We start from the raw sequence: 19,672 nt of genomic DNA on the forward strand, positions 1-19,672 counted from the left end.
GGTCAGGTCACCTCCAACGCGCCGCCGTTGAGCGTGATGCTGGAGGCGGTGACGGCGACCTTCTGGCTCTTGAACGTGACCAGGACGCCGTTCTTGTCCATCACCAGCGTGGCCCCCGACGCCGACGTCAGGCGGAGTGCCCGGTCGTCGGTCGGTTCGTCAACGAGCTCGACCTTGTGCCCCGCCGGCGTGATCAGCCGGATCGCGGCGGGCCCGGCGTCGGGGACACCCTGCCCGTCCGACCAGACCGCGCCGGACCACACCGGCGTGCGGGTCACATCGCCCGCCGGCCATTCGACGAAGACGAGGGCACCCGTGGGCGGAACCGCGGCCAGGCCCACCTTCGGCCCTCCGTAGGGGACGCTCGGGAGGCACCAGCCCGTGGTCTCGTCGCCCAGCACCTCGGGCACCTTGGCCTTCACCCGGCACAGGTGCTTCGGGTCGTCGTTCGCCTCGACGGTGCCGATGTACTTCCCGTAGAACCGGTCGGTCATCGGAGTCCTCCAGGCAGTCCCAGGGCGCCGGCGCCGAAGGGTTCGTCGCCGGTCACCCCCAGCGCGTTCCGCGTGAGCGTGACGTCCTGCACGTGGCTGCCGAGGGTGACCACGTGGCGCACCCGGTCCACCAGGTAGCGGCCGGACAGCGTGGAGCCGAGCCCGCGGACCAGGACCGGGCGCCGGGCGCGGAGCAGCAGCCCGGCACGCTCGGTGTCCAGCTGCACGGTCAGCGCCACGCCGAACGCCGACCGCCGGGCGAGACCGGTCGCCACCTCCTGCGGGTCCACCTCGCCGGGTGCGTCGTCGGGCGCCAGCAGGTTGGTCACCTGCGCCGCCAGCGACTCGCTGCCCTGCGCCTCGTCGTCGCCCGCCGCACGCGCGGTGCGCGGCTTCGCCGTCAACGGCGGGATGCGGGTCGCGACGGTCTCGGCGCCGCGCAGCAGCTCGGCGCGCACCTGCACCCGGTAGGCGTCGCCGCCGTGGCCGAGCGCCAGCTCGCCCTGTGGTTCGGCGAGCGGGTCCAGGGGGTGGAAGTGCCCGGTGACGGTCCCGGGCGCCGGTCCGCCGCCGAACAGGCCGCCGAGCGCGCCGCCGATCGCGCCGAGCAGCCCGCTGCCGGACAGATCGGGCTCGGCTTCCAAGTACGCGACGTACCCCCACCTGCCGGCCAGCGCGCGCACGAAGGCCCAGTCCGTGTCCCGTTGCAGGAGGACGTGGACGTCGGGATCCGGCGCGTCGGGCGTCTTCTCGACCTCGGCCTCGAGGCCGTTGCTCTCGAAGATGGCCTGGGCGATGGAGCTCTCCCGCTGACCCGGCCAGGCGGTGACCTTCTCCTCGGCGTCGAGGTCGAGGCTCCGGTCGATCGCCTTGACGGTCAGCGTCGAGCGTCCCTCGGCGTCCAGGTCCCACACGGCCTCCGCGGAGTACCCGTCGAACCGGTAACCGGCGTCGCCGCGGGAGATCTGGGCGACGACGGGGGTGCGGGGCCTGGTGAGGGCGTCGAGCAGGCTCGGCCACTCGCCCGCCGCGTTCGGCTCGACCCGGGCGACCACGGTGAGGGCGTCGGCCTCGTGAGTCGCCTCTTCCGCGCGGAGCTCCACCAGGGCGTCCAGGTCCCCGCCGTCAACGGCGGTCCCGTCGATCTCCAGGAGCAGCTTGCTGGGCATGGTCAACGTCCCGGCAGGTCGACGACGGCACCGGGCCGTTCCAGCCGCGTGGCGTCGGCCCACGGATTGGCGTCGGCGACGGTCCACCACCACGTGGTATCACCGGTGAGGGCGCCGGCCAGGAGATCGAGGCGCTGACCGGCGCGGATCTCCGTGCGGGCGATCACCGGCGGCTGCGCGGCGATGCGGGGGGTGGTCATCACGCGGGTGCCGCCGTCCGGCGTCGGCACCGCGACCGTCGGCAGGCTCGCGTACCTGGACCTGGGGTCGAACACCGGTCACCCTCCCAGCTCGATGATCTGCGGCAGTTGCAGGACCGCCTTCACCTCGCGCAGGCCCTGGTAGTAGTCCGCGGCGATCCGCGCGACCGTCTGGTCCTTGGGCAGGTCCGCCTTCCGCAGGACGGTGAGACCGAGGTCGGCGGTGGCGTGCAGGGGGTTGAGCAGCTCGTCGAACGCCGTCTCCCGGATGGTCAGGGACCGCAGCTCGACCGGCGTGATCCGGCCGGGGCCCCACGCGAAGAGCGTCAGGGGCAGCTTCCCGGTGGGGACGGTCGCGCCGCCCCCGACCGCGCCGAGCAGGTTGCCCAGCAGCGACGACCCGACCGGCTGCATGAGCATCTCGATCGCGGCGAGCCGGGGGCCGATGCCGAACCGCTTCGTCAGCGGCCCGTCCTTCTCCAGTCCGTCGGTCGCGTCGAGCACCAACTGCAGCGTGTAGCTCTCACCGGCCGGGCGGGGAGCGCCACCGGCCGCAGTCGGGCTGCCAGCCGTCGGGGCCACCCCCGCCGTGCCGGCGGCGGTTGTGAGGACCCGGCTGACCGACGTGGGGTTGTACTGAAAGACCACCAGGGTCGGGACGAGCCCGAGCAACGGGTCGGAGAAGGAGAGCAGCGTCCCTTTGATCAGCGGCATCAGTGGTCCCCTCCCGGCGCCGACCGCAGGCCGTACGTCTCCCACAGGTGCGCCGCGACCGCATCCGCCAGCTCGGCCTCCGGTCCGGTCGGCACGGGCCGGCCGGCGAGACGGTCGGCGACGGCGCCGCGCAGGCGGAAGGGGTCGGGCACGCCGGAGACCCGGACGGTGAGGTCGGCGGGGGATCCGGGCCGCGACGTCACGTCCGGCCCTCCGTCCAGACCTTCCCGAGCTTGTCGTACTCGCGCCGCAGCGCATGGGTCACGTGGGGCTGGCGGATCCGCCCGCCGTCGGCCGCCGCGGCGAACGCCGCGGACAGCGCAGCGTTCTGCACGGACCCGCCGGTCAGTTCCCGGCCGGCGAGCCGGTCGACGTCGAGCGCGTCGGCGGGCGCCTCCGGCGGGAGGGCCCGGCGCCACAGCTCGCGCCGTTGGTCGGCGTCGGGCTGGTCGAGGCGGATGGAGAACCGCAGCCGGCGCAGCAGGGCCTCGTCCAGGGCCTGCCGCTTGTTGGTGGCGAGGACCACCAGCCCGGTGTGGACCTCCACCCGCTGCAAGAGGTAGTTGACCTCCAGGTTGGCCCAGCGGTCGTGGGCGTCACGCTGCTCGGTGCGTCGGCCGAAGAGCGAGTCGCACTCGTCGAAGAACAGCACCGCGGCCGCCCGCTCGGCCTCGTCGAACGCCATGGCCAGGTTCTTCTCGGTCTCGCCGATGTACTTGGAGACCACCGCGGACAGGTCGATGCGGTACAGGTCCTGCCGCAGCCGTGCGGCCAGCGCCTCGGCCGCCATGGTCTTGCCCGTGCCCGGTGGCCCGGACAGGAGGACGGCGACACCCTGGCCGCGCGGCATCCGGCGCCGGAAGCCCCACCCGTCGAGGACGACGTCCTGCAGGGCGACGTGCGTGACCACCTCCTCCAGCTGCGCCCGGACGTCGGGGGGCACGACCAGGTCCTCGAGCGTGTAGCCGGGGTCCACCAGCGTCGCCACCCGGTGCAGCTCGTGGCGGGCGGACCGGCGGGCGACGTCCCAGACACCGTCCTCGGTGAGCCTGCGACCCGACGCGGTCGCCTCGCGCCGGGCCTGCGTGACCACGGTGGCGATCTCCGGTCCGTCGAGCATCAACCGGGCGCCCAGCCTGCGCCCCATCGCGCCTGCGACGCCCGTGTCCAGGCCCGCGCCGCTCAGCTCCCGGGTCCACGCCGCCGCGCGCCGTCCCACGTCGGGCCGGCCGACGTCGACCACGTGCGCGCCGTGCGTCGCGGCGCCGGCCTCGCCGAGGGCGAGCAGGGGGCCATCGGCGGCCGTCCAGCCGAGCGGCGCGAGCCGCTCGGCCGCCACCAGCGGGATCCCGGTGCCGGTCCGGCCGAGCAGGCGCAGCTCGGCGTCGGAACACCGCTCGCCCGGCAGCACGCGCGAACCGACGGCGTCGGCCGCGGCACCGGCCAGGACGCGCAGCGCCCTCGACGACACCGACGGCCCGGCACGCAGCAGTACCGCCGTGCGGGTGCCGAGGAGCTGGGCGACCCGCTCGACCACGCCGCGGTCCGTGGGCACGGCCGCATCCCCCGTGGACGGATCCGGTGCGGCGGCGGGCGGGAGCCCGGCGAGTGCACGGCGCGCGGCCGGTGTCAGGCGCAGGGCGTCACCGGGACCGGCGCCGGGCTCCAGGACACCGAGCCGCACCAGGTCGTCGTCGGGATCCCAGCTGACCGGCAGCCGCACCGCGAACGGGCCGAGAACCAGCCGCAGCAGGGCCGCGGACGCATGGCGGGACGCCCCGTCGTCGTGGGCGCAGCCCAGCAGCAGCGCGAACTGGGGGTCGGTCTCGGCCCACCAGACGGCGGCGACGGTCAGCCGCTCGCCGAGATCGAGCCCGAGGCACCCCGCGACCCGGCCGAACGGGTCCTGGGCCGGCCGCGACACGACCTCGGCGAGCGACCGGAAGGCCCGGAGGTCCGCGGCGCTCGGCCGTGGCGAGATACCGACGGCGGCGACCAGGCGCGCGATCTCCGCATCGCTGCCCGGCGCGCCGTCATGGTGGTCGCCGGCCGACCACGCCGCGCGCAGCCCGGAGAGGTACAGGCCCAGCGCCTGGCTCAAGGCGGTGAGCGCCGCGCCGGCCGCATCGATGTCGGGCCCGACGGCGGCCGGCGGCAGCACGCCGACCCACTGCCGCGCGGTCACGGCGTCACCTGCAGTGGCGTGGCGGAGCCCGCGACGTGCGCGCTGCGCAACGTGATCCCGTGCTCGCCGGGCGGTCCCGGCGGAACGGTGACTGTCACCGACGTGCGCGTGATGCCGCTGGTCGGCAGGGGCACCCCGTCCAGGAACGCCTCCGTATCCGCCCCGGTGTGGGCGGTGGTCAGCGTCAACGGCGTACCCGCGGCGACCGGGCCCGGCGGCACCGTCACGGTCGGTGCGACGGTCAGTGTCACGCTGTCCCGGCCGGCCGGCATGCCCTCGACCAGCGAGACGACGTCCAGCCGTCGGGCGCCAGCGACCAGGTCGTGCCGGGGCAACCGCAGCCGGACGCGACCGGCCTCCTCGCTCACGACGGTCATCGGCCAGCCGTCCGCCGGGGCACCCGGGGGATCACCCGGCGCCGAAGCGAGGAGGTGTCGCAGACCGGTCACCGTGCCGGCGACGGCGAGGGTGGTGATCTCGTCCCCTCCGATGCGGGCCGGTTCGGGCGTGCCCAGGCGGGGGCTCAGAGACGGCGAGACGACCACTCGCGGGGTGGTCACCGGCGGACCGAGCGGCGACCGGAGCTGCTGCTCGACCACCACCAGGCTCACTCGGTAGACGACGGACAGGCGCATCGGGCGCGTGGCGGCCGTCCAGATCTTCGACGCGTTCTCCAGGTCCAGGGGCTCGAGGGTGAACCGCAGCGGCTCGACCAGCTGCGGCGCCGGCGTCGTCGGGAGGAAGGGCGAGCCCAGGCCGACGATCGCGCTCTCGGTGAACCGTCGCATCACGGCGGCGAGCGCGACGTGGATGATCTGCTCCCCGTCACCGGTCGTCGTCGGGGGGGCGCCGTACGCGGTGAGCAGGTAGTGCAGCTCGACCGCGAGCGGCGGAGCACCCCGCCGGTTCGCCGGCCCGGTGAGCGGGTGCTCCATGTTCCGGAACGACGGGTGCGGGTTGATCCCGTACAGGAACCAGTTCAGTCGTGGGCCGTCCTCGTCGCGGTCGAGCGGGCCGACGGTCACCTCCGGCTTGGGCGTGAGGCCCGCGTCGGCCAGCCCGGCGTCGGTGAGCTTCTTGAGCGTCTCGTCGACGGTGAAAAAGGCGTTGGCGGTGGTGGTCACGACGGCTCCCCCCGGTGCGGGCGACCGCGGCGCAGATGCGCCACGGACCCGAACGGGTCGGCCGCGGCGGGCGCCGCCGGGGGCGTGACCACGGTGATCTGGCCGATGTGGACGTCAGGGGAGCGGTCGCCGGCGGCGCCGGCCGCCCCGCCCGGTGCCGGGTCGCGGCGGAGGCGGTCATCGCGCGGGCGGTCCTGGGCGCGGTGGTACGGCCGCAGGGGCGTGGGTCCGGCGACCGACAGGTCGATGACCGGAGGACCGTCGCCCGGCAGCGGCCACGGCGCCCGGACAGGCCCGGGCTGTCGTGGAGCGGGCTCGCCGGCGGACGGCGCCGTCGTCGTCCCTGCCACCGGTTGCCCCGATGGTGCCGAGGGAGGTCGACCGGGCGGGGCGGACGGCGACGAGGCCGGGGCACCGGCGTCCACAGCGTCCACCACCTCGGACGCGGGCCGGGGAGCCGCCGGGACGGTCGTGGGTCCGCGCGGCGCGGGATTGTGTGACGCAACGCCGGAACCAAGCTCCACGGTCGTGGGCGCGCGCGGCGGGAGCAGCTCCCGGCCAGTGACCTCCGCTGCCGTGACCTCCGCTGCCGGGGGCGGAGGGAGCTGGGCGGCGCTCCCGGCGCTGTGGCCCGACCCCGCGACGGTGGCCTCCACGCGGGCCCGGCCGAGGTCGTCCGCGACCCCCCGGCGCGTCGCCTCCGGTGCAGGTCCCGGTGGGAGCGGCACCGGCCGGGGACCGGCAGCGCCGTCCGCCGGGCTCGCATCCCCGGGCGCGGCCACCAGGGGCGGCACCGCAGCTGGCCCGGGCACCACGACGTCCGCCGGCCCGAGGACACTCCACCGGACCGCGGGTCGCCGGGCGCGGGCGATCAGTCCGGACGCGGCGGAAGTCCGCGAGGCCGGGGGGCGGGACGGGTCCGCGCCCGGGGGAGTGGCCATGGCTCACCCCCGCCGGCCGGACTCGTCCGCGATCAGCGCCGCGAGCCTGCGGCGGCGCTCGCGCGGCAACCCCTCGATGGCCTCGAGGGTCCAGCGGTACGCCGACGCGAGCAGGTGCACCTCCAGGTCGTACGCGTCCAGCAGCCGTAGCAGCGCCCGCAGAGCGGTGGTCTGGACATCGACCGGGTGGGCGACCTCGGCGCCGCACCCGGCGCACCCGAAGGTCATCGGCCCGACGAGGGAGTCGTCGATCGTGTCCAGGTCCTCCTCCTCCGGCGGCCGGGACGGTGTCCCGATCACGCAGCGGGCCAGCAGGGCGTCGGTCGCGTGGCCGTCGGTGCCATCCGGCAGCCGGGCCAGGTCACCGTAGGTCGGCTGGCGAAGCCCCCCGCCGGGACCGAGGACCGCGCTGCGGGGAACCGCGGCGGGAACGGTGTCGGCGCCCAGCCGCACCGCGCTCACCTCGCCACAGGCGGGACACCGCAACGGCAGCTCCAGGTCGGCGCCGGTCATCGCCCGGTACACCTCGAGCAGCAGACGGTCGCCGTCGGCGACCGTCGTCACGGATGGGTCCGCGCCGCAAGCGCTCAGTACGACCTCGATCTGCTGCAGCTCCGTGATGCCCTCCCGGAGCGCGCACAGCGCCGCCTCCGACGGCACGGACCGCGAGCCGCCGCACGCCGGCGCCGCGCCGGACGGCGGAGCGGTGCGGTGGTCCTCAGCCGACACGGCGCCACCCACGGTCAGGTCTCCGCGGGTGCGATCGTTGCGACGTCGCGCTCCCAGCTCTCCAGCTCGATCTTGAGGGTCTCGATCGCCACCGCTGCGTTCGCCGCGTCCAGCTGCGGCAGCGCCTCGAACTCCGAGACCCAGCAGCGGTTGAGCTTGTACGAGATGACCTTCTGGCCCGCCTCGTTGAAGACGTCGACGAGGAGGTCCTTGCGGAACTTGGTGAGCGAGATGGGGTTCTTCAGGTCGTGCACCAGCTGGGCCCACTTCTCGAACTTGTCGTCGAGGGTGACGCCGCGCTTGAGCGTGACCGCCTCGTACTTGGTCACGCCGGGGCTCTTGCGCTCGCGTGCCGGGTCCGCGCCGTCCCGTTCGGCCAGGACGGTCGTGGTCCGCTTGAGCGCGCTCATCTGAGTCAGGCCGGCGACGTAGGTGCCGTCCCAGCTGACGCGGAACATGAACGTTTTGTAGGGGTCGAAGCGGTCCACACCTCCGACCTTGAATGCGGCCACGTCAGGCCTCCAGCCTCGAGATCTGGGTGATGGTCACGATCACGAACTCAGCGGGTTTCAACGGGGCGAAGCCGACGACGACGTTCACCCGCCCCAGGTCGATCTCCGACTGTGGGTTGACGCTCTCGTCGCAGGTGACGAAGAAGCTGTCGGACTCGGCCCGGGCCGTGCTCTGCTGGAACGCCCCGGCGGTGAACAGGCCACGCATGAAGGTGGTGACGGCCAGGCGGAGGGTGGCCCAGAGATCGGGGTCGTTGGGCTCGAAGACGGCGAACTGCGTGCCGAGGTACAGCGAGGAGGCGATGAAGTTGGTCAGCCGTCGCACGGGCACGTACTTGAACTCCGACGCCTGCGTGTCCGCACCCTTCAGAGTGCGAGCCCCCCAGACCACCGCTCCGGCGCCCTGGAACACGCGCAGCGCGTTGACGCCGCGCGGATTGAGCACGCCGGAGAGCCGGTCGTCGGTCGGGACGCTCAGCCCGGCGATCCCGACGATGCCGCCGTCGGCGAGGCCCGCGGGGGCCTTCCAGATGCCCCGGGTGGCGTCGGTGCGCGCCATCACGCCCGCCACAGCCCCGCAGGCCGGCAGGTTCAGGGTGAGCGGGAGCCCCCCGGCGCCGGTCTCGCCGATCGTCACACGGGGATAGAAGATCGCCCCGTGCTCACCGAGGGCCGGCAGGCCGCCCAGGTTCGGGGCGGGTGAGACCGGCCAGTCCTTCGGCGTGTCGACAACGAGGAAGGCGCGTTCTTGCCGGCAGAAGGCGAGCGCTTCGGTGAGCTTCTGGTTGCGCAGAGCGGGCGTGTCGGCAGGCGCGTTGGCGGGCACGTCCGGCAGGCACAGCAGGTTGAACCGGGGAAAATCCAGTACACCGAGCGAGAACACCCCGCCCGTGCCGGACGTCGGGACCACGCTGTCGGGGGTGATCGAGGTGTCCGTGCCGCCGGTGAAGCCGGCCGGGGTCGCCCCCGTCTCCGCCGGCCGCAGCGAGGCAGCACCAGAGACCTCGGTGCCTCCCCACGTGCGACCGAGCCGCAGGATCTGCGAGGCGTCGTTCTGGGGGGCGACGAGCACGGTGACCGCGCGATCCGGGCCGCCGGTGCCGGTGGTGGTGAGGTTGAACGACGTGTCCGTACCGCCGGCGGTGATGGGCACCCCGGCAGTCGCGGCGACGCCGTTGATGGTCGTGCGCAGGTCGGCCTTCGTCACGGTGGTCGATGCCCCGGTGGCGAGGACCAGGTCGACCGGTGGGCCGTAGTCGACGGACACGCGCAGGGTGCCGTTCGCACCACCGATGGAGACGTCGCCGGTTGCCACCTGCGCGCTGGTCGACGTCGCCTGCGCGGTGCTCGTCGGCGCGCCGGTGGGGCGGGCCCCGGTGACGAGCTTCGAGCTGCCGAGCAGCCGGAGGATGAAGCGCGGGTGCCTGGGCGCCATCGAGGCGTTCGTGAAGACCTCCTCCGTCTGGACGGTCGACTCGCCCGTGCGCACGTCGGGGCCGCGCAGCCGGACGGTGAGCGTGAAGAGATCGGCGGAGTTCTCGGTCGTGCCGTAGGCGACGTCGGCCTCCATCCCGCGGCCGCCCACCTTGTTGGCCCACGTGCCGGCGCCGTTCGCGGTCAGCGTGAGCGTCGTGGCAGCCGGGCTGACGCCGGTCTGCGGGAGCGCGACCGAGGCGGCGGCCGACCCCGAGCCCACGACGCGCACGACGAGCGCCTGCGAGCCGCCGTTGGCGAAGAACAACTGGACGGCGTGACCGGTCGGGTGGTCCTCGTCCCACGGGAGTCCGAAGGTGCGCACGTACTCCGGCATCGACCCGACCGGGACCGGCGTGTTCACCGGGCCGAAGCGCGTCTGCCCGACGAACGCCGTGACCGACGTAGAGACACCGACGATGGTGCGAACGCCTGACGGCACCTCCTGCACGTAGACGCCCGGGAAGGAGGTCTGCACGGCCATCGTCGTCCCCTTCGAGCAGATCACGGCGGCTCGTCGCGCCGCCCTCGGCCCGAGTGCAGGATGCGGCCCGTCCCGTCACCGCCCCATCACATCCGCGTCACATGCGCACCTCCACGGCGTCCCCACGGACGGACGCCGCGGGCACCCGACTCTGTCGGGCCCTCGGTCGCCGGTGCGCGGGCAGGGTCCTGGCCGTGGCGGCGCACCGGCCGCCCGCATCTCGTCAGCTGCGTACTGCCCGGGACGGCAGGGCGGGACGCAAGCACACCCAGCCCTCTTGCTGCTGGTGGCAGCGGAGGGAGACTGGCAGGACGGAAGCGTCGAGCCTGAGGCGAGAGGTGGTCGGTTTGGCCTACACGTTTGCTCCAGCCGCCCCGAGCGCGACCGAAGATCCACGACAGGTCGTCCGGTCGGTGGGCCGGCCGCTGGAGTCCCGCGTGCGCGCGGTGATGGAGCGGCGCTTCGCCGAAGACTTCGGTGCCGTGCGGATCCATGTCGACGGGCTCGCGGCGAAGTCGGCTGAGGCAGTCAACGCGGCCGCTTACAGCGTGGGGGAGCACGTGGTCTTCGCACGCGATCGGTATGCCCCGCACGTCCCCGCCGGAGAACGACTGCTTGTTCACGAACTCGTCCACGTCGTTCAGCAGCGGCGGGGTGGCGCTGCGCCGTCGCCGTTGCCCGGTGGCGCACACGAACGGTCGGCCCGGGACGCGGCCGAGAGCGCCTCCAGCGGCTGCATAACCGTTCAGGGAGCCAGCGGCCCGGGTATCGCGCGGCAGCCGTCGGCGCTTGCGCAGTCGATGGACCCCGCCCGCCTATCCGCCGAGGTCCTGGCGGGGGAGTTGGACCTGATGGTCCGGTGGCTGATGGACCAGCCGTCGAGCAGCCAAGAACGCCTCGAGGTCACCGCGGCGCTGGCCCGGTACACGCGAGAGGCGCTACGGCGGATCGGAGGCGTTCGGCCGACGGGCGAGCAAGAGCGACGTCCCGGCCCCGAGGTCTCCGCAGCCGCCATGGGCGGCGCCGTCGCGGTCCGCGGTCTGGCCGTGACGGGGGAGGGCGCAGCCGCCGGAACAGGGCTCCTCTCCGCCAGCGTCGCGGCCAGCCTGGGCATGTTGGCCGGCCTCGGCGTCCTCCTGTGGTCGAGCGACACGATCGTGCGCGGAGAGGATGAGGCGAGGGCACTGGAGAACTGGCGGGCGAGTCGGCTGTCCGGAACCTCGGCCGTCACTCTCGCGACGGTCAAGGCATTGCTGATCGCCCCGGTCCAGGACGCGCCGGTAGCGGTGACGCCCATGACCACGACGGAAGTGGACGTGTGGGGCGGCAAGGTCGACGACATCGTCGGCCCGATCGAGGAATTGCTCAGCGGTGCCGGGCAGGCGGTCATGCGGTGTTCCGCGGAGGTCCTCGCTTTCCGAGAGGCGGCACGAGCATTGCGCGAGTATCTCGCCGGACCGCCGGACCAGCTGACGGTCTTCCAGCTCATGCCGCTGTTCGAGTCTCTGCGGCGGGCAGCTAGGGCGCTCCTGGCCTGCCTGGGCGTACCCGTATGACCGCAGGCTGTCTGGCTGTGACGTGCAGGCGACGCTGGTAATGACGGTCCGGCGTGATCGGAACGTCGGTGTTGCCGGTGACGAGGCGATGGGGAAGAACCACATGGGCACTATCGCCGGGAGCTGAAGGGCCTGGTGATCGCGACCGGGCGGACTTCACCGCAGCGCTCGGCGACATGTCTGCCGGCCGGCCGCCTGTCAGCGGCATCTGTCGAGGCCAAGGCCGGCCTCTATTGGTGAACTCGGAGTACGCCTCGATTACCACCACAACAGCGGCGAACTGGCCGCCGAAGTGAACACGGCGGATGCGGGTGCAACACGTGGTGTCCGAGGGGCGACACGCTACATACGCACACGGTTCCCGCTGGACCGAGAGGTCTGCCCTGTTGCCTTGAGCGCGGCATCTCCGCGCCTCGCCACGTCCTTCGGTGTCGACGCTGCAGGAGGCGCTCATGGGCCTTCCGGGACGGGCCCTTCGCCCCCGTTCTCGGACGAGGTGACGGCCGACGATGGGGCGGACACCCAGTGAAGAGGCACGTCGTGGAGGGTGACGAAGGGCGCGCCCAGAGAAGTCGCGCCAGGTCCAGCGAAAGACAGCGTCGCCAGGGCTCCATGAAGACGCGCGTGCTGGCCCCGGCGACGGGCGTCGCGGCACTGTTGACCCGCCGAGCAGCAGACCACCTTGCCGCCCCGGGTCGTCCTTTGCCGCAGGAGCGTTCGTCGTAGTGCCCCGCGGCATCTGGGGTGCGCAAACCACCGATCGCTCAGGAAGTACGGCGGGGCGGCGCCCCCGCGTCGACCATGTGTGCGTGAGCGCAGGCGGCGATGTCCAAAGCTCGTCGGTGGGCAGGCCAGCGGCCCAGCGACGGCCCGCCGGTCTGGCGGTACCCGGTGTGCGCCAAGTGGTGTCCGAGGGCCGAGGGGCGACTTGGCATATAGCCCAACGCGTGTACCTCCGGCGGAGCTGAGCGGCCGTTCATCGAAAGGCCAGCTGAGGCGCCGGAAGGCGTCGGTCGACCAGATGCCGGATGGGGCCTGGACACGTGGGAGGCAACTGCCCACGCGGAGCACAGGCAGCGGCAGCATGGAGGCGAATCCGATGCATCCGCGCCCACCGGCGGGGACGAAGACTGGCCATGAGCGTGATCACCGCAGACGACGACCCGGACGTCCTCCTCGTGGAGTTCGAGTTGGCCCGCCTGGACCTGGCGGCGGCCACCGCTGCCCTGCGCCACGAGGACACGCCTGCCGCGCGCAGGGACGTCGTCAGCTGCCGGGCGCGGATCGACAGGACCCTCGACTCCTGGAACGCCGGCGTCCGAGTCCCTCTGTGACTCGGCCGTCGTACGGCCAACCCGCAGGTGCCTCCATGAGGGCTGAGGTCCGGGCCTTGCATCGGGATGCTGGGGAGACGCTGGGTTTGGGGCGCGAACGGTACCGATACCCGCGGTCACCGGCGTGTACGGATCCTCGGCTGACATGGGTCCGTTTCCGGGGCCGGACGGGTCGCGCCCCCCACCCACCCGGGTCATCGCTGTGCCGATGAGGATCCTGGTCACCGGCGCGTCCGGGTTCGTGGGCAGCCGGCTGGCCACCGCGCTCGAAGCAGCGGGCCACGACGTGCGGGCGATGACCCGACGGCCGGAGCGCTACGACGGGGCCGGCAGCGCGGTCGCCGGAGACGTCGGGGACGAGGGATCGCTGCGGAGGGCACTCGAGGGCTGCGAGGTCGCCTACTACCTCGTGCACTCCCTCGACGACCCGGACTTCGAGCGCAGGGACGCCGACGCGGCGCGCGCCTTCGCCCGAGCCGCGACCGCGAGCGGGATTGACCGGATCATCTACCTCGGCGGCCTGGGCCAGGACGGTGACCAGTTGTCCCGGCACCTGCGCAGCCGCCGCGAAGTCGAGCAGTTGCTGGGGAACACCGGTGTGCCGGTGACGGTGCTGCGCGCGGGCATCGTGGTGGGTCACGGCGGGGTGTCGTGGGAGCTCACCCGCCAGCTCGTGGCGCACCTACCCGCCATGGTCACGCCGCGGTGGGTCAGCACGCGCACGCAGCCGATCGCGGTCGCCGACGTCGTCCGGTACCTGGTCGGTGTCCTCGAGGCACCGGAGGCCGCCGGGCGGGTGTTCGAGGTAGGGGGCCCGGAGGTACTCACCTACCTGCAGATGATGACCCGGGTCGCCGAGATACAGAACCGGCACCTGTTCGTCGTCCCCGTGCCGCTGCTCAGCCCGCAGCTGTCCTCGCGCTGGCTGGCCCTGGTCACCGACGTCGACGTGGCCACCGGCCGCTCGCTCATCGATTCCATGACCAACGAGGTGATCGTCACCGACGACGCCATCCGCTCGGTCGTGCCCTTCGAGCCGATGGACTACGACGAGATGGTCATGGCCGCCCTGGTCGAACGGGCACAGGAACGCCGGCGGCAAGTTGGTGAGCCGCGTGGCGGATGGCTGAGCCGCGGAGCGCGGCGGTGACCCGCCTGCGTGCGGTCCAGGTGCTGCCGTCCTGGGTGCGGCGGGCGGCCGGGCCGCTGCTGCGACGCGTGCCCCGGGACCACTGGGAGAGCGACGAGGCCTTCCGGCGCCGCCGGCGGGTCACCGGCGCCACCGCGGTCACCGGCGCGTCGCTGCTGGGCGCGTCGCTGTCTACGCCGCCGGGCTCACCACGGTTCTACTGGCTGACCCTCGGGGTCGCCGGCACCTGGGTGGTCGGTGGGCTGGCGTCCGGGCCGCTGCACCTGGGACGGATGTTCGGGCCAGGGGACCGCTTGCGCCGGCCGGTGTTCACGCCGGTGGCTTCGGGGGCCGGCGCTTTCGGGGCCTTCTACGCCGCGGCGCTGGTCGCGCGGCGGATCCCGGTCCTGGAACGGGCGATCGGCTCGGTGCTCCGCTACGCCGACCAGGGGACGACCCCGCTCGTGCTCACCACCACGCTGGCCAACGGCGTGGCGGAGGAGGTGTTCTTTCGCGGCTCGGTCTACGCGGCGGCGGGCCCGGCCCGGCCGGTGCTCGCCTCGACCGCGGTCTATGGGCTGGCCACCACCGCCACCCGCAACCCGGCGCTCGTGTTGGCGAGCGTGCCAATGGGTCTGCTCTTCGCGCAGCAGCGCCGGATCACCGGTGGAATTCAGGCGTCCATGCTCACGCATGTGGTGTGGTCGGCCCTGATGCTGCGCTACCTCCCGCCGCTGTTCGCCCGCCGACTCGCCGAGGAGCGGTCGCCGACGCCTGAGTGAGGGCGGCCCCCTCGGGCGCGGTCGGCACGATGACCGGCCGCGCCCGCTGACGGATCACCGGCGGCGGCGTCGTAGCAGGACGGCTGCCAACAGCACCGTCGCCGCGCCCGCGGCGAGCAACCGGCGGCCGCCGCCGGCGGCGATGACAGCCAACGCGGCGCGGGGGCATACCCGCCGGGTGCCCAGCAGCAGTGCCCCGGCCGGCGAGTCGACGCCAGCGCCGACGACGGCCACCGAGCGCGTGGGGGACTCCAGGTGCGCGGTGATCCCGGAGGCGGCCAGGGCCTCGGCCAAGCCGCTCAGGTCCCGCCGGCCGGGCGCCAACCCGCTCCGTGCGGTCGCCGCCTCCCGGACCCGGACTACAAAGGCGCCCACGTCCTCGGCGACGATCCGCACGTCCGCGCCGTTGGCGTGCACCTGGACGCCCACCCCGTCCACTTCCAGCGAGAGCTCGCCGGACAGGTGGACGGGGCCGTGGGGGTGCATCATCCCCGGCTGGCGTTCTCGGTGGTCGTGATGCGCAGCGTGCCGTTGAGCCGCCACACCGCGCGAGGCGCGTCCGCTCCGGTCTCCCGGGGCACCTCGACGACCATGTCGACGAACTCGTAGTTGATGGCGGCCCCCTTGCCGGTCAGGTAGGTCCACATCTCCTTTCCGAGGTCGGCGAAGCTGGTGCTCTCGTGGTTCTTGATGTCCCGCGTGCCGGTTGCGGCGTCGATGCTGTTCATGCTCATGGTTCGATCTCCTCGCGCGTCATATTGGCCGCCGGCGTACCGACGATCTCTTCCGTGGGTTGCCTGATGACCTCTCTTCCGGACGACCGGCGGCCAGGGATGCGGACAACGGGTCGCTCCTGCCGCTGGTGCTTCGACAGCGGGGCACGGTCGCGCCGCGGACGGGTTGGACGGCATGGCTCCCTCCGCTCTCGTCGTGGTGGCCGGGGCGAAGGGGTGGGTGGGCGACGCGGTGTGCCGGGCGTTCGTCGAGCCGACAACACAACTGCGCCTTCGTCCGCCGTGCCGGCCCCGCGCCTGCCCTCGTGTGTGTCAGGGGAAGGGGGAGTCACCGGACACCGACGTGGCGGGAGGACGGCGCCCTCCCGCCCGAGGGCAGCGGCTATCAGGGGTGACTGCCGACTGGTGATGGCTGGGTTCCCGGCCATCCCGTTCAGACGGCCAGGAGCAGCCCTCGGCCGACATCGTCGCTGGCCGCCATCAGAAGCTGCTACTGGTGTAAGTGCCTGATCGCCGATGGGGGAGGGTCAGCGGCGTCCGAGACTTCTGCCGGCCAATGTGTGACCTCGAGGCATCGAGCGGGCGTGCCGAAGGACGATGACGCCGTCGATTGGTCACACCACCGCGGCGACCACTACCGTCGCCGTGTCCGTTCCGAGCCTCCAACTGTCATCGGTACGGGACATCAAGACGCGGATTGTGCGCTTCAGGATGGTCGGGGGGTGGATACGAGCTCCCGACCTTCTCGTGTCGGGAACCCGAGTCGCCTCAGCACGACCGTGTCAGCAGGCCTGACCGGCCCAGGACGTCGGCTGCGCTCGCGGCCGGCGGCGGGCAGGTCACCGCAGTAGCTTGTTCACCGCCTCGGCACCCAGGCCGGCCTTCTCGTAGTGCTCCCGCGCCAGTTCCAGGTAGTCATACGCGTCGAAGGTGCCGTTGGGCTCCCCGTTCTCGTCCAGCCAGATCAGCGGTCCCGTGACGTTGAAGTGGACGCGCATGGGCTCGGAGGATTCGTGCGCCACCAGTGTGTGGGCCTCGCCGGGCGCCTCGTAGACAAAGGTGCCGGCGGTGGCGACCCAGTCGTGTTCGAGGTAACTCCACCGGCCAGAGAGCGTGTAGCCGAATACCTGGTGAGGGTGATAGTGCCGGTTGACCAGACCTGGCTGCTTGGCCATCAGGACATCGGCCCACCGGTTCTGGGCGAGGGAGATCCACAACGGCCGGGTGAACACGGTTTCCGACAGCGGTACGAAGAAGCGGTCGTCGTCGGTCATCGTGTCGGGCAGGAAGACCTCGGGTGCGGCGTCCTTGCGGAAGACCTTCTCCTTGTCGATCGGCTTGATCTCACGCCAGAACTCGGTGCCAGCGACGGGATCGGGGGTGACCATGGAGCCTCCTCGCGCAGGTCGGCGCAGAGCTGCGGTGCGCCCTGCGGTCCACCGACCGACAGGACGCGCAGGAAGCCCGCGGCGTCTACCGACCCCCAGCCGCCCTGCGATCCGGTGCGTTCCAGTTTCTCCTCCACCGGAGGCCCTGGCATCCCGAGCGGGAAGCGTCGCGCATCGGTGACGGCGGCGGGTGACTGCCGCGGCCGCCCTGAAGCGCGCGAGCCGCGACGCCGCTGACCTGCACGGCCGCCGAGGCAATGAGTGTCCGAGGAGCGACTCGCTAGATACGCACACGGCTCTAGGGAGGCCGGTGTTCCATCTCGAGAGGACCGTAGAACGAGAACTGCCGTCCGCAACTGAGCGCATGTCGAGGAGCGCATGTAGAGAACTGCCGCCGTCTTCTCCGTGATTGTCCGACGTCTTGTCTCGCAGGCAGGGCGCGAGCACGCTGTCGGCCACCCCAACCGCAGCAGCGTCGGTCGAGGCGCCGCCTGGACACTTGGAGTGCCCCGTGCTCTTTCACGTCAGCTTCCGCGTCGAACACACCCGGCTCGACCGTGACGAGTTCTGGGACGAATGGGAGCGGGAGACACAGGCGGCGCTCGCCGCTATTGAGGGCGGGATCATCAAGAGCTTGTACAAGGTCGCCGGGCAGCGCCGGGTCCTCGGCATCGTGGAGGTCGAGTCACACGATCAGCTCGACCAGATCGTGATGGGCGCCCTGCCGATGAGTCACCACCTCACCCTCGAAGAGGTCCTCCCGGTCCGTGAGTACGCGGCCTTCGCCGACGACGTACGCAGGCGGTGGCAGTCCTAGCCTCGAACCTCTAGCCCACCGCGTCTCGGCTTCCGTGCGAATGCCGGCTCGCCCGTTGTGCCCTGCGCTAGTGGGCCTTGTAGCGCGCTTGTCGGCCGCCACGGCGGACCGGGTAGGGGGAACCGCCTTCCCGAAGGCCTACGCCATGGTGTTCGTGGGATGGGGCGAGGCCGGGTCTGCTCGCCCCGGTGACCGGCGTCCGCCTCACCTGCTCGACCCTGGGCTGTATTCGGGCAGCGCCCGGGCAGGGGGACGATGCCGGGGTCGCGATGTGGCCCTCCTGACCACGTGCTCCGGCGCAAGGAGATGCGGCTACTTCCAGCGGTTGATGAACTCAATTGTCGCGGTGTTGACGTCCTCGGGGTTCGAGGCGCTCAGGAAGTGCTGACCGTCCTCGACGACGCGGAGCTCGGCGGCCGCGCTGTTGACGAGGAGCTCGATCTCGGCCTGGGCGTTGGCGACGGAGTAGACCCTGTCTGCAGTGCCGTGCATCCACAGGACCGGGCACCGCACGCTGTCGAGGCGGCCATGCAAGCCGTCGCGGTCACTCAGATTGATGGTGCTGATGCGGAGGCGCTCACGGCCCGCATCGCCACGGTAGTTCTCCTGATGCGTCGTGTGCCAGAACGTGCGCTCCTCGGGCGGCACAGTCTCGCCGAAACCCTCCGCGAGGACGGCGTCGACGAGCTCGGTCGGTATCACCCAGTCCTCGTCGACGCTCTCGGCGAGTGCGTCGATGGCGGGCGCGCAGAAGCCGACCCCGTCCCAGCATCCGAGGTTGCGGCTGCGCTGGCTCTCGAAGTCCATCGAGGTGCCGAGCGGGATGATGCCCTTCACGGTGCGGGGGGCGAGCATGGCCATGCGGGCCGCTACCCAGCCGCCCTGCGACGTGCCCAGGACGAACGCCCCGCGGATGCCGAGCGCCTCGAGGACTTGCAGATTCGCGATCGCGGAGTCCCAGTAGGTGAACTGCTCGTATGAGGCGCGGGTCTGGCCGTGACCGTACGGCTCTATAGCGAGCAGGTTGGTGGTGGCCGCCAGCTTCTCGTCGGCGAACTGGGGTCGGTACAGCTCCACCGAGGTGGTGAACGAGTTGACCATGACCAGCGTTGGGAGAGAGGCGTCGTAGGCCTTGCCGAGCTTGTAACCGATCGTCGAGGTGCCGAGATGGGGGACCGTGATCGTCTCTGCGTTGCTCATGTGCTCTCCCTGTTACTAGGGACGTGCGCACGGCGGGTCGTCCGGAGGGCGCTGGCTTCGGTCATGCTGGCCTCGCGCTGGGCACCGGTCAACCGCCCGGGGTTCAGATGGTGGCCGAGCTGGGCGTGTCCCATGGATGTTGACGCCCAGGTCAGCGGCTCACGAGACTGCGGGAAACATCAGACCGTGGTGTCCGATGAGGAGTGGGCTTGGGCGTGATGGACCGCCAGCGGCAGGTGTCGAGGCGATCCGCTGGAAGGACCGGACCGGGTCCCTGTAGCAGGAGGTGCCCGGGTCACCTCTGGCAGGCCGCCCACGAGCGGCTGACCCGCGGGAGCGCCGCTGGCACCGGGCCACGTCGCCGGCCGGCGCGCGCGCACCACGCTCCACGGCCGCAACTTGATCGTCGCTCCGCAGCAGGGGCGGAGGGAAGCAGGCCCACCTTGCCGCCGCGATGGGCATCTCACGCACGTGCGCGCGGACGCCTGGAAAACCCATCAGGAGGTGGAGCCCGGCTCGCCGACCCCTCCAACCCGCCCGCACACCGCGGCAACGGGTGAGCATCTACTGGTGTCCGAGGGGGTGTGTGAATTCAGGACATCGTGCACACCTGTCTCGGGACATCGTTCACACCCTGACGTGAGGGGTGTGCGATGGGGATGCCGGAGCTGGTGGTCACCGCGGTCCTGGTCGAGGGGCGCACCAAG

At 72.3% G+C, this 19,672-nt stretch carries 20 protein-coding genes; 6 read left to right on the forward strand and 14 right to left on the reverse strand.

Annotated features, from left to right (window positions below):
* Nucleotides 1–2: 2 nt before the first annotated feature.
* The 10 genes from ACI797_RS11485 to ACI797_RS11530 form a co-directional block, all read right to left on the reverse strand.
* Nucleotides 3–494: a phage baseplate assembly protein V gene (locus ACI797_RS11485; RefSeq protein WP_456858726.1), complete on the reverse strand. Its 492-nt coding sequence runs from the start codon at nt 492–494 to the stop codon at nt 3–5.
* Nucleotides 491–1,663: a hypothetical protein gene (locus ACI797_RS11490; protein ID WP_456858727.1), complete on the reverse strand. Its 1,173-nt coding sequence runs from the start codon at nt 1,661–1,663 to the stop codon at nt 491–493. The genes ACI797_RS11485 and ACI797_RS11490 overlap by 4 nt, the downstream gene beginning before the upstream one ends.
* Before the next feature lie 2 nt (nt 1,664–1,665).
* Nucleotides 1,666–1,938 carry a hypothetical protein gene (locus tag ACI797_RS11495; protein ID WP_456858728.1) on the reverse strand — a complete coding sequence of 91 codons (273 nt, stop codon included), beginning with the start codon at nt 1,936–1,938 and terminating at the stop codon, nt 1,666–1,668.
* Nucleotides 1,939–1,941: 3 nt separating this feature from the next.
* Complete coding sequence (locus ACI797_RS11500; RefSeq protein WP_456858729.1) at nt 1,942–2,577, reverse strand: hypothetical protein; 636 nt, start codon at nt 2,575–2,577, stop codon at nt 1,942–1,944.
* Nucleotides 2,577–2,780 (reverse strand): hypothetical protein, encoded by a 204-nt coding sequence (locus ACI797_RS11505; RefSeq protein WP_456858730.1) that lies wholly within the window; start codon nt 2,778–2,780, stop codon nt 2,577–2,579. The genes ACI797_RS11500 and ACI797_RS11505 overlap by 1 nt, the downstream gene beginning before the upstream one ends.
* A complete protein-coding gene (locus ACI797_RS11510; RefSeq protein WP_456858731.1) occupies nt 2,777–4,762 on the reverse strand; it encodes an AAA family ATPase in 1,986 nt (661 codons plus the stop codon). The genes ACI797_RS11505 and ACI797_RS11510 overlap by 4 nt, the downstream gene beginning before the upstream one ends.
* The gene (locus ACI797_RS11515; protein WP_456858732.1) at nt 4,759–5,886 is read right to left on the reverse strand and encodes a Pvc16 family protein; all 1,128 of its coding nucleotides are present in this window, start codon (nt 5,884–5,886) and stop codon (nt 4,759–4,761) included. Before ACI797_RS11515 ends, ACI797_RS11510 begins: the two co-directional genes overlap by 4 nt.
* Before the next feature lie 944 nt (nt 5,887–6,830).
* Nucleotides 6,831–7,391 (reverse strand): hypothetical protein, encoded by a 561-nt coding sequence (locus ACI797_RS11520; RefSeq protein ID WP_456858733.1) that lies wholly within the window; start codon nt 7,389–7,391, stop codon nt 6,831–6,833.
* A 179-nt stretch (nt 7,392–7,570) separates the two neighbouring features.
* Nucleotides 7,571–8,068, reverse strand: a complete 498-nt coding sequence (locus ACI797_RS11525) for a phage tail protein (RefSeq protein ID WP_456858734.1) — start codon at nt 8,066–8,068, stop codon at nt 7,571–7,573.
* A 1-nt stretch (nt 8,069) separates the two neighbouring features.
* Entirely contained in the window at nt 8,070–9,638 is a 1,569-nt protein-coding gene (locus tag ACI797_RS11530; RefSeq protein WP_456858735.1) for a phage tail sheath family protein, read from the reverse strand.
* Nucleotides 9,639–9,699: 61 nt separating this feature from the next.
* On the opposite strand from ACI797_RS11530, the gene ACI797_RS11535 reads away from it, so the two are divergent.
* The 5 genes from ACI797_RS11535 (at nt 9,700) to ACI797_RS11555 (ending at nt 14,826) form a co-directional block, all read left to right on the forward strand.
* Nucleotides 9,700–9,822 carry a hypothetical protein gene (locus tag ACI797_RS11535; RefSeq protein ID WP_456858736.1) on the forward strand — a complete coding sequence of 41 codons (123 nt, stop codon included), beginning with the start codon at nt 9,700–9,702 and terminating at the stop codon, nt 9,820–9,822.
* 304 nt (nt 9,823–10,126) lie between these two features.
* On the forward strand, nt 10,127–11,581 hold the full coding sequence (locus ACI797_RS11540) for an eCIS core domain-containing protein (protein ID WP_456858737.1): 1,455 nt from the start codon (nt 10,127–10,129) through the stop codon (nt 11,579–11,581).
* Nucleotides 11,582–12,717: 1,136 nt separating this feature from the next.
* Entirely contained in the window at nt 12,718–12,915 is a 198-nt protein-coding gene (locus ACI797_RS11545; RefSeq protein ID WP_456858738.1) for a hypothetical protein, read from the forward strand.
* A gap of 208 nt (nt 12,916–13,123) precedes the next feature.
* Complete coding sequence (locus ACI797_RS11550) at nt 13,124–14,065, forward strand: NAD(P)H-binding protein (protein ID WP_456858739.1); 942 nt, start codon at nt 13,124–13,126, stop codon at nt 14,063–14,065.
* A complete protein-coding gene (locus ACI797_RS11555; RefSeq protein ID WP_456858740.1) occupies nt 14,062–14,826 on the forward strand; it encodes a CPBP family intramembrane glutamic endopeptidase in 765 nt (254 codons plus the stop codon). The genes ACI797_RS11550 and ACI797_RS11555 overlap by 4 nt, the downstream gene beginning before the upstream one ends.
* 54 nt (nt 14,827–14,880) lie before the next feature.
* On the opposite strand, the gene ACI797_RS11560 is transcribed toward ACI797_RS11555, so the two are convergent.
* The 3 genes from ACI797_RS11560 to ACI797_RS11570 form a co-directional block, all read right to left on the reverse strand.
* Nucleotides 14,881–15,315 carry a hypothetical protein gene (locus ACI797_RS11560; RefSeq protein ID WP_456858741.1) on the reverse strand — a complete coding sequence of 145 codons (435 nt, stop codon included), beginning with the start codon at nt 15,313–15,315 and terminating at the stop codon, nt 14,881–14,883.
* Nucleotides 15,312–15,560, reverse strand: a complete 249-nt coding sequence (locus ACI797_RS11565) for a hypothetical protein (protein ID WP_456858742.1) — start codon at nt 15,558–15,560, stop codon at nt 15,312–15,314. The genes ACI797_RS11560 and ACI797_RS11565 overlap by 4 nt, the downstream gene beginning before the upstream one ends.
* A gap of 839 nt (nt 15,561–16,399) precedes the next feature.
* Nucleotides 16,400–16,948, reverse strand: a complete 549-nt coding sequence (locus tag ACI797_RS11570; protein WP_456858743.1) for a 2,4'-dihydroxyacetophenone dioxygenase family protein — start codon at nt 16,946–16,948, stop codon at nt 16,400–16,402.
* Between the two features lie 511 nt (nt 16,949–17,459).
* Here ACI797_RS11570 and ACI797_RS11575 point away from each other — a divergent pair.
* Nucleotides 17,460–17,765: a muconolactone Delta-isomerase family protein gene (locus ACI797_RS11575; protein ID WP_456858744.1), complete on the forward strand. Its 306-nt coding sequence runs from the start codon at nt 17,460–17,462 to the stop codon at nt 17,763–17,765.
* 312 nt (nt 17,766–18,077) lie between these two features.
* On the opposite strand, the gene ACI797_RS11580 is transcribed toward ACI797_RS11575, so the two are convergent.
* Nucleotides 18,078–18,965, reverse strand: a complete 888-nt coding sequence (locus ACI797_RS11580; RefSeq protein WP_456858745.1) for an alpha/beta fold hydrolase — start codon at nt 18,963–18,965, stop codon at nt 18,078–18,080.
* Nucleotides 18,966–19,672: the final 707 nt, after the last annotated feature.

The sequence above is a fragment of the Geodermatophilus sp. SYSU D00691 genome, assembly GCF_054050275.1.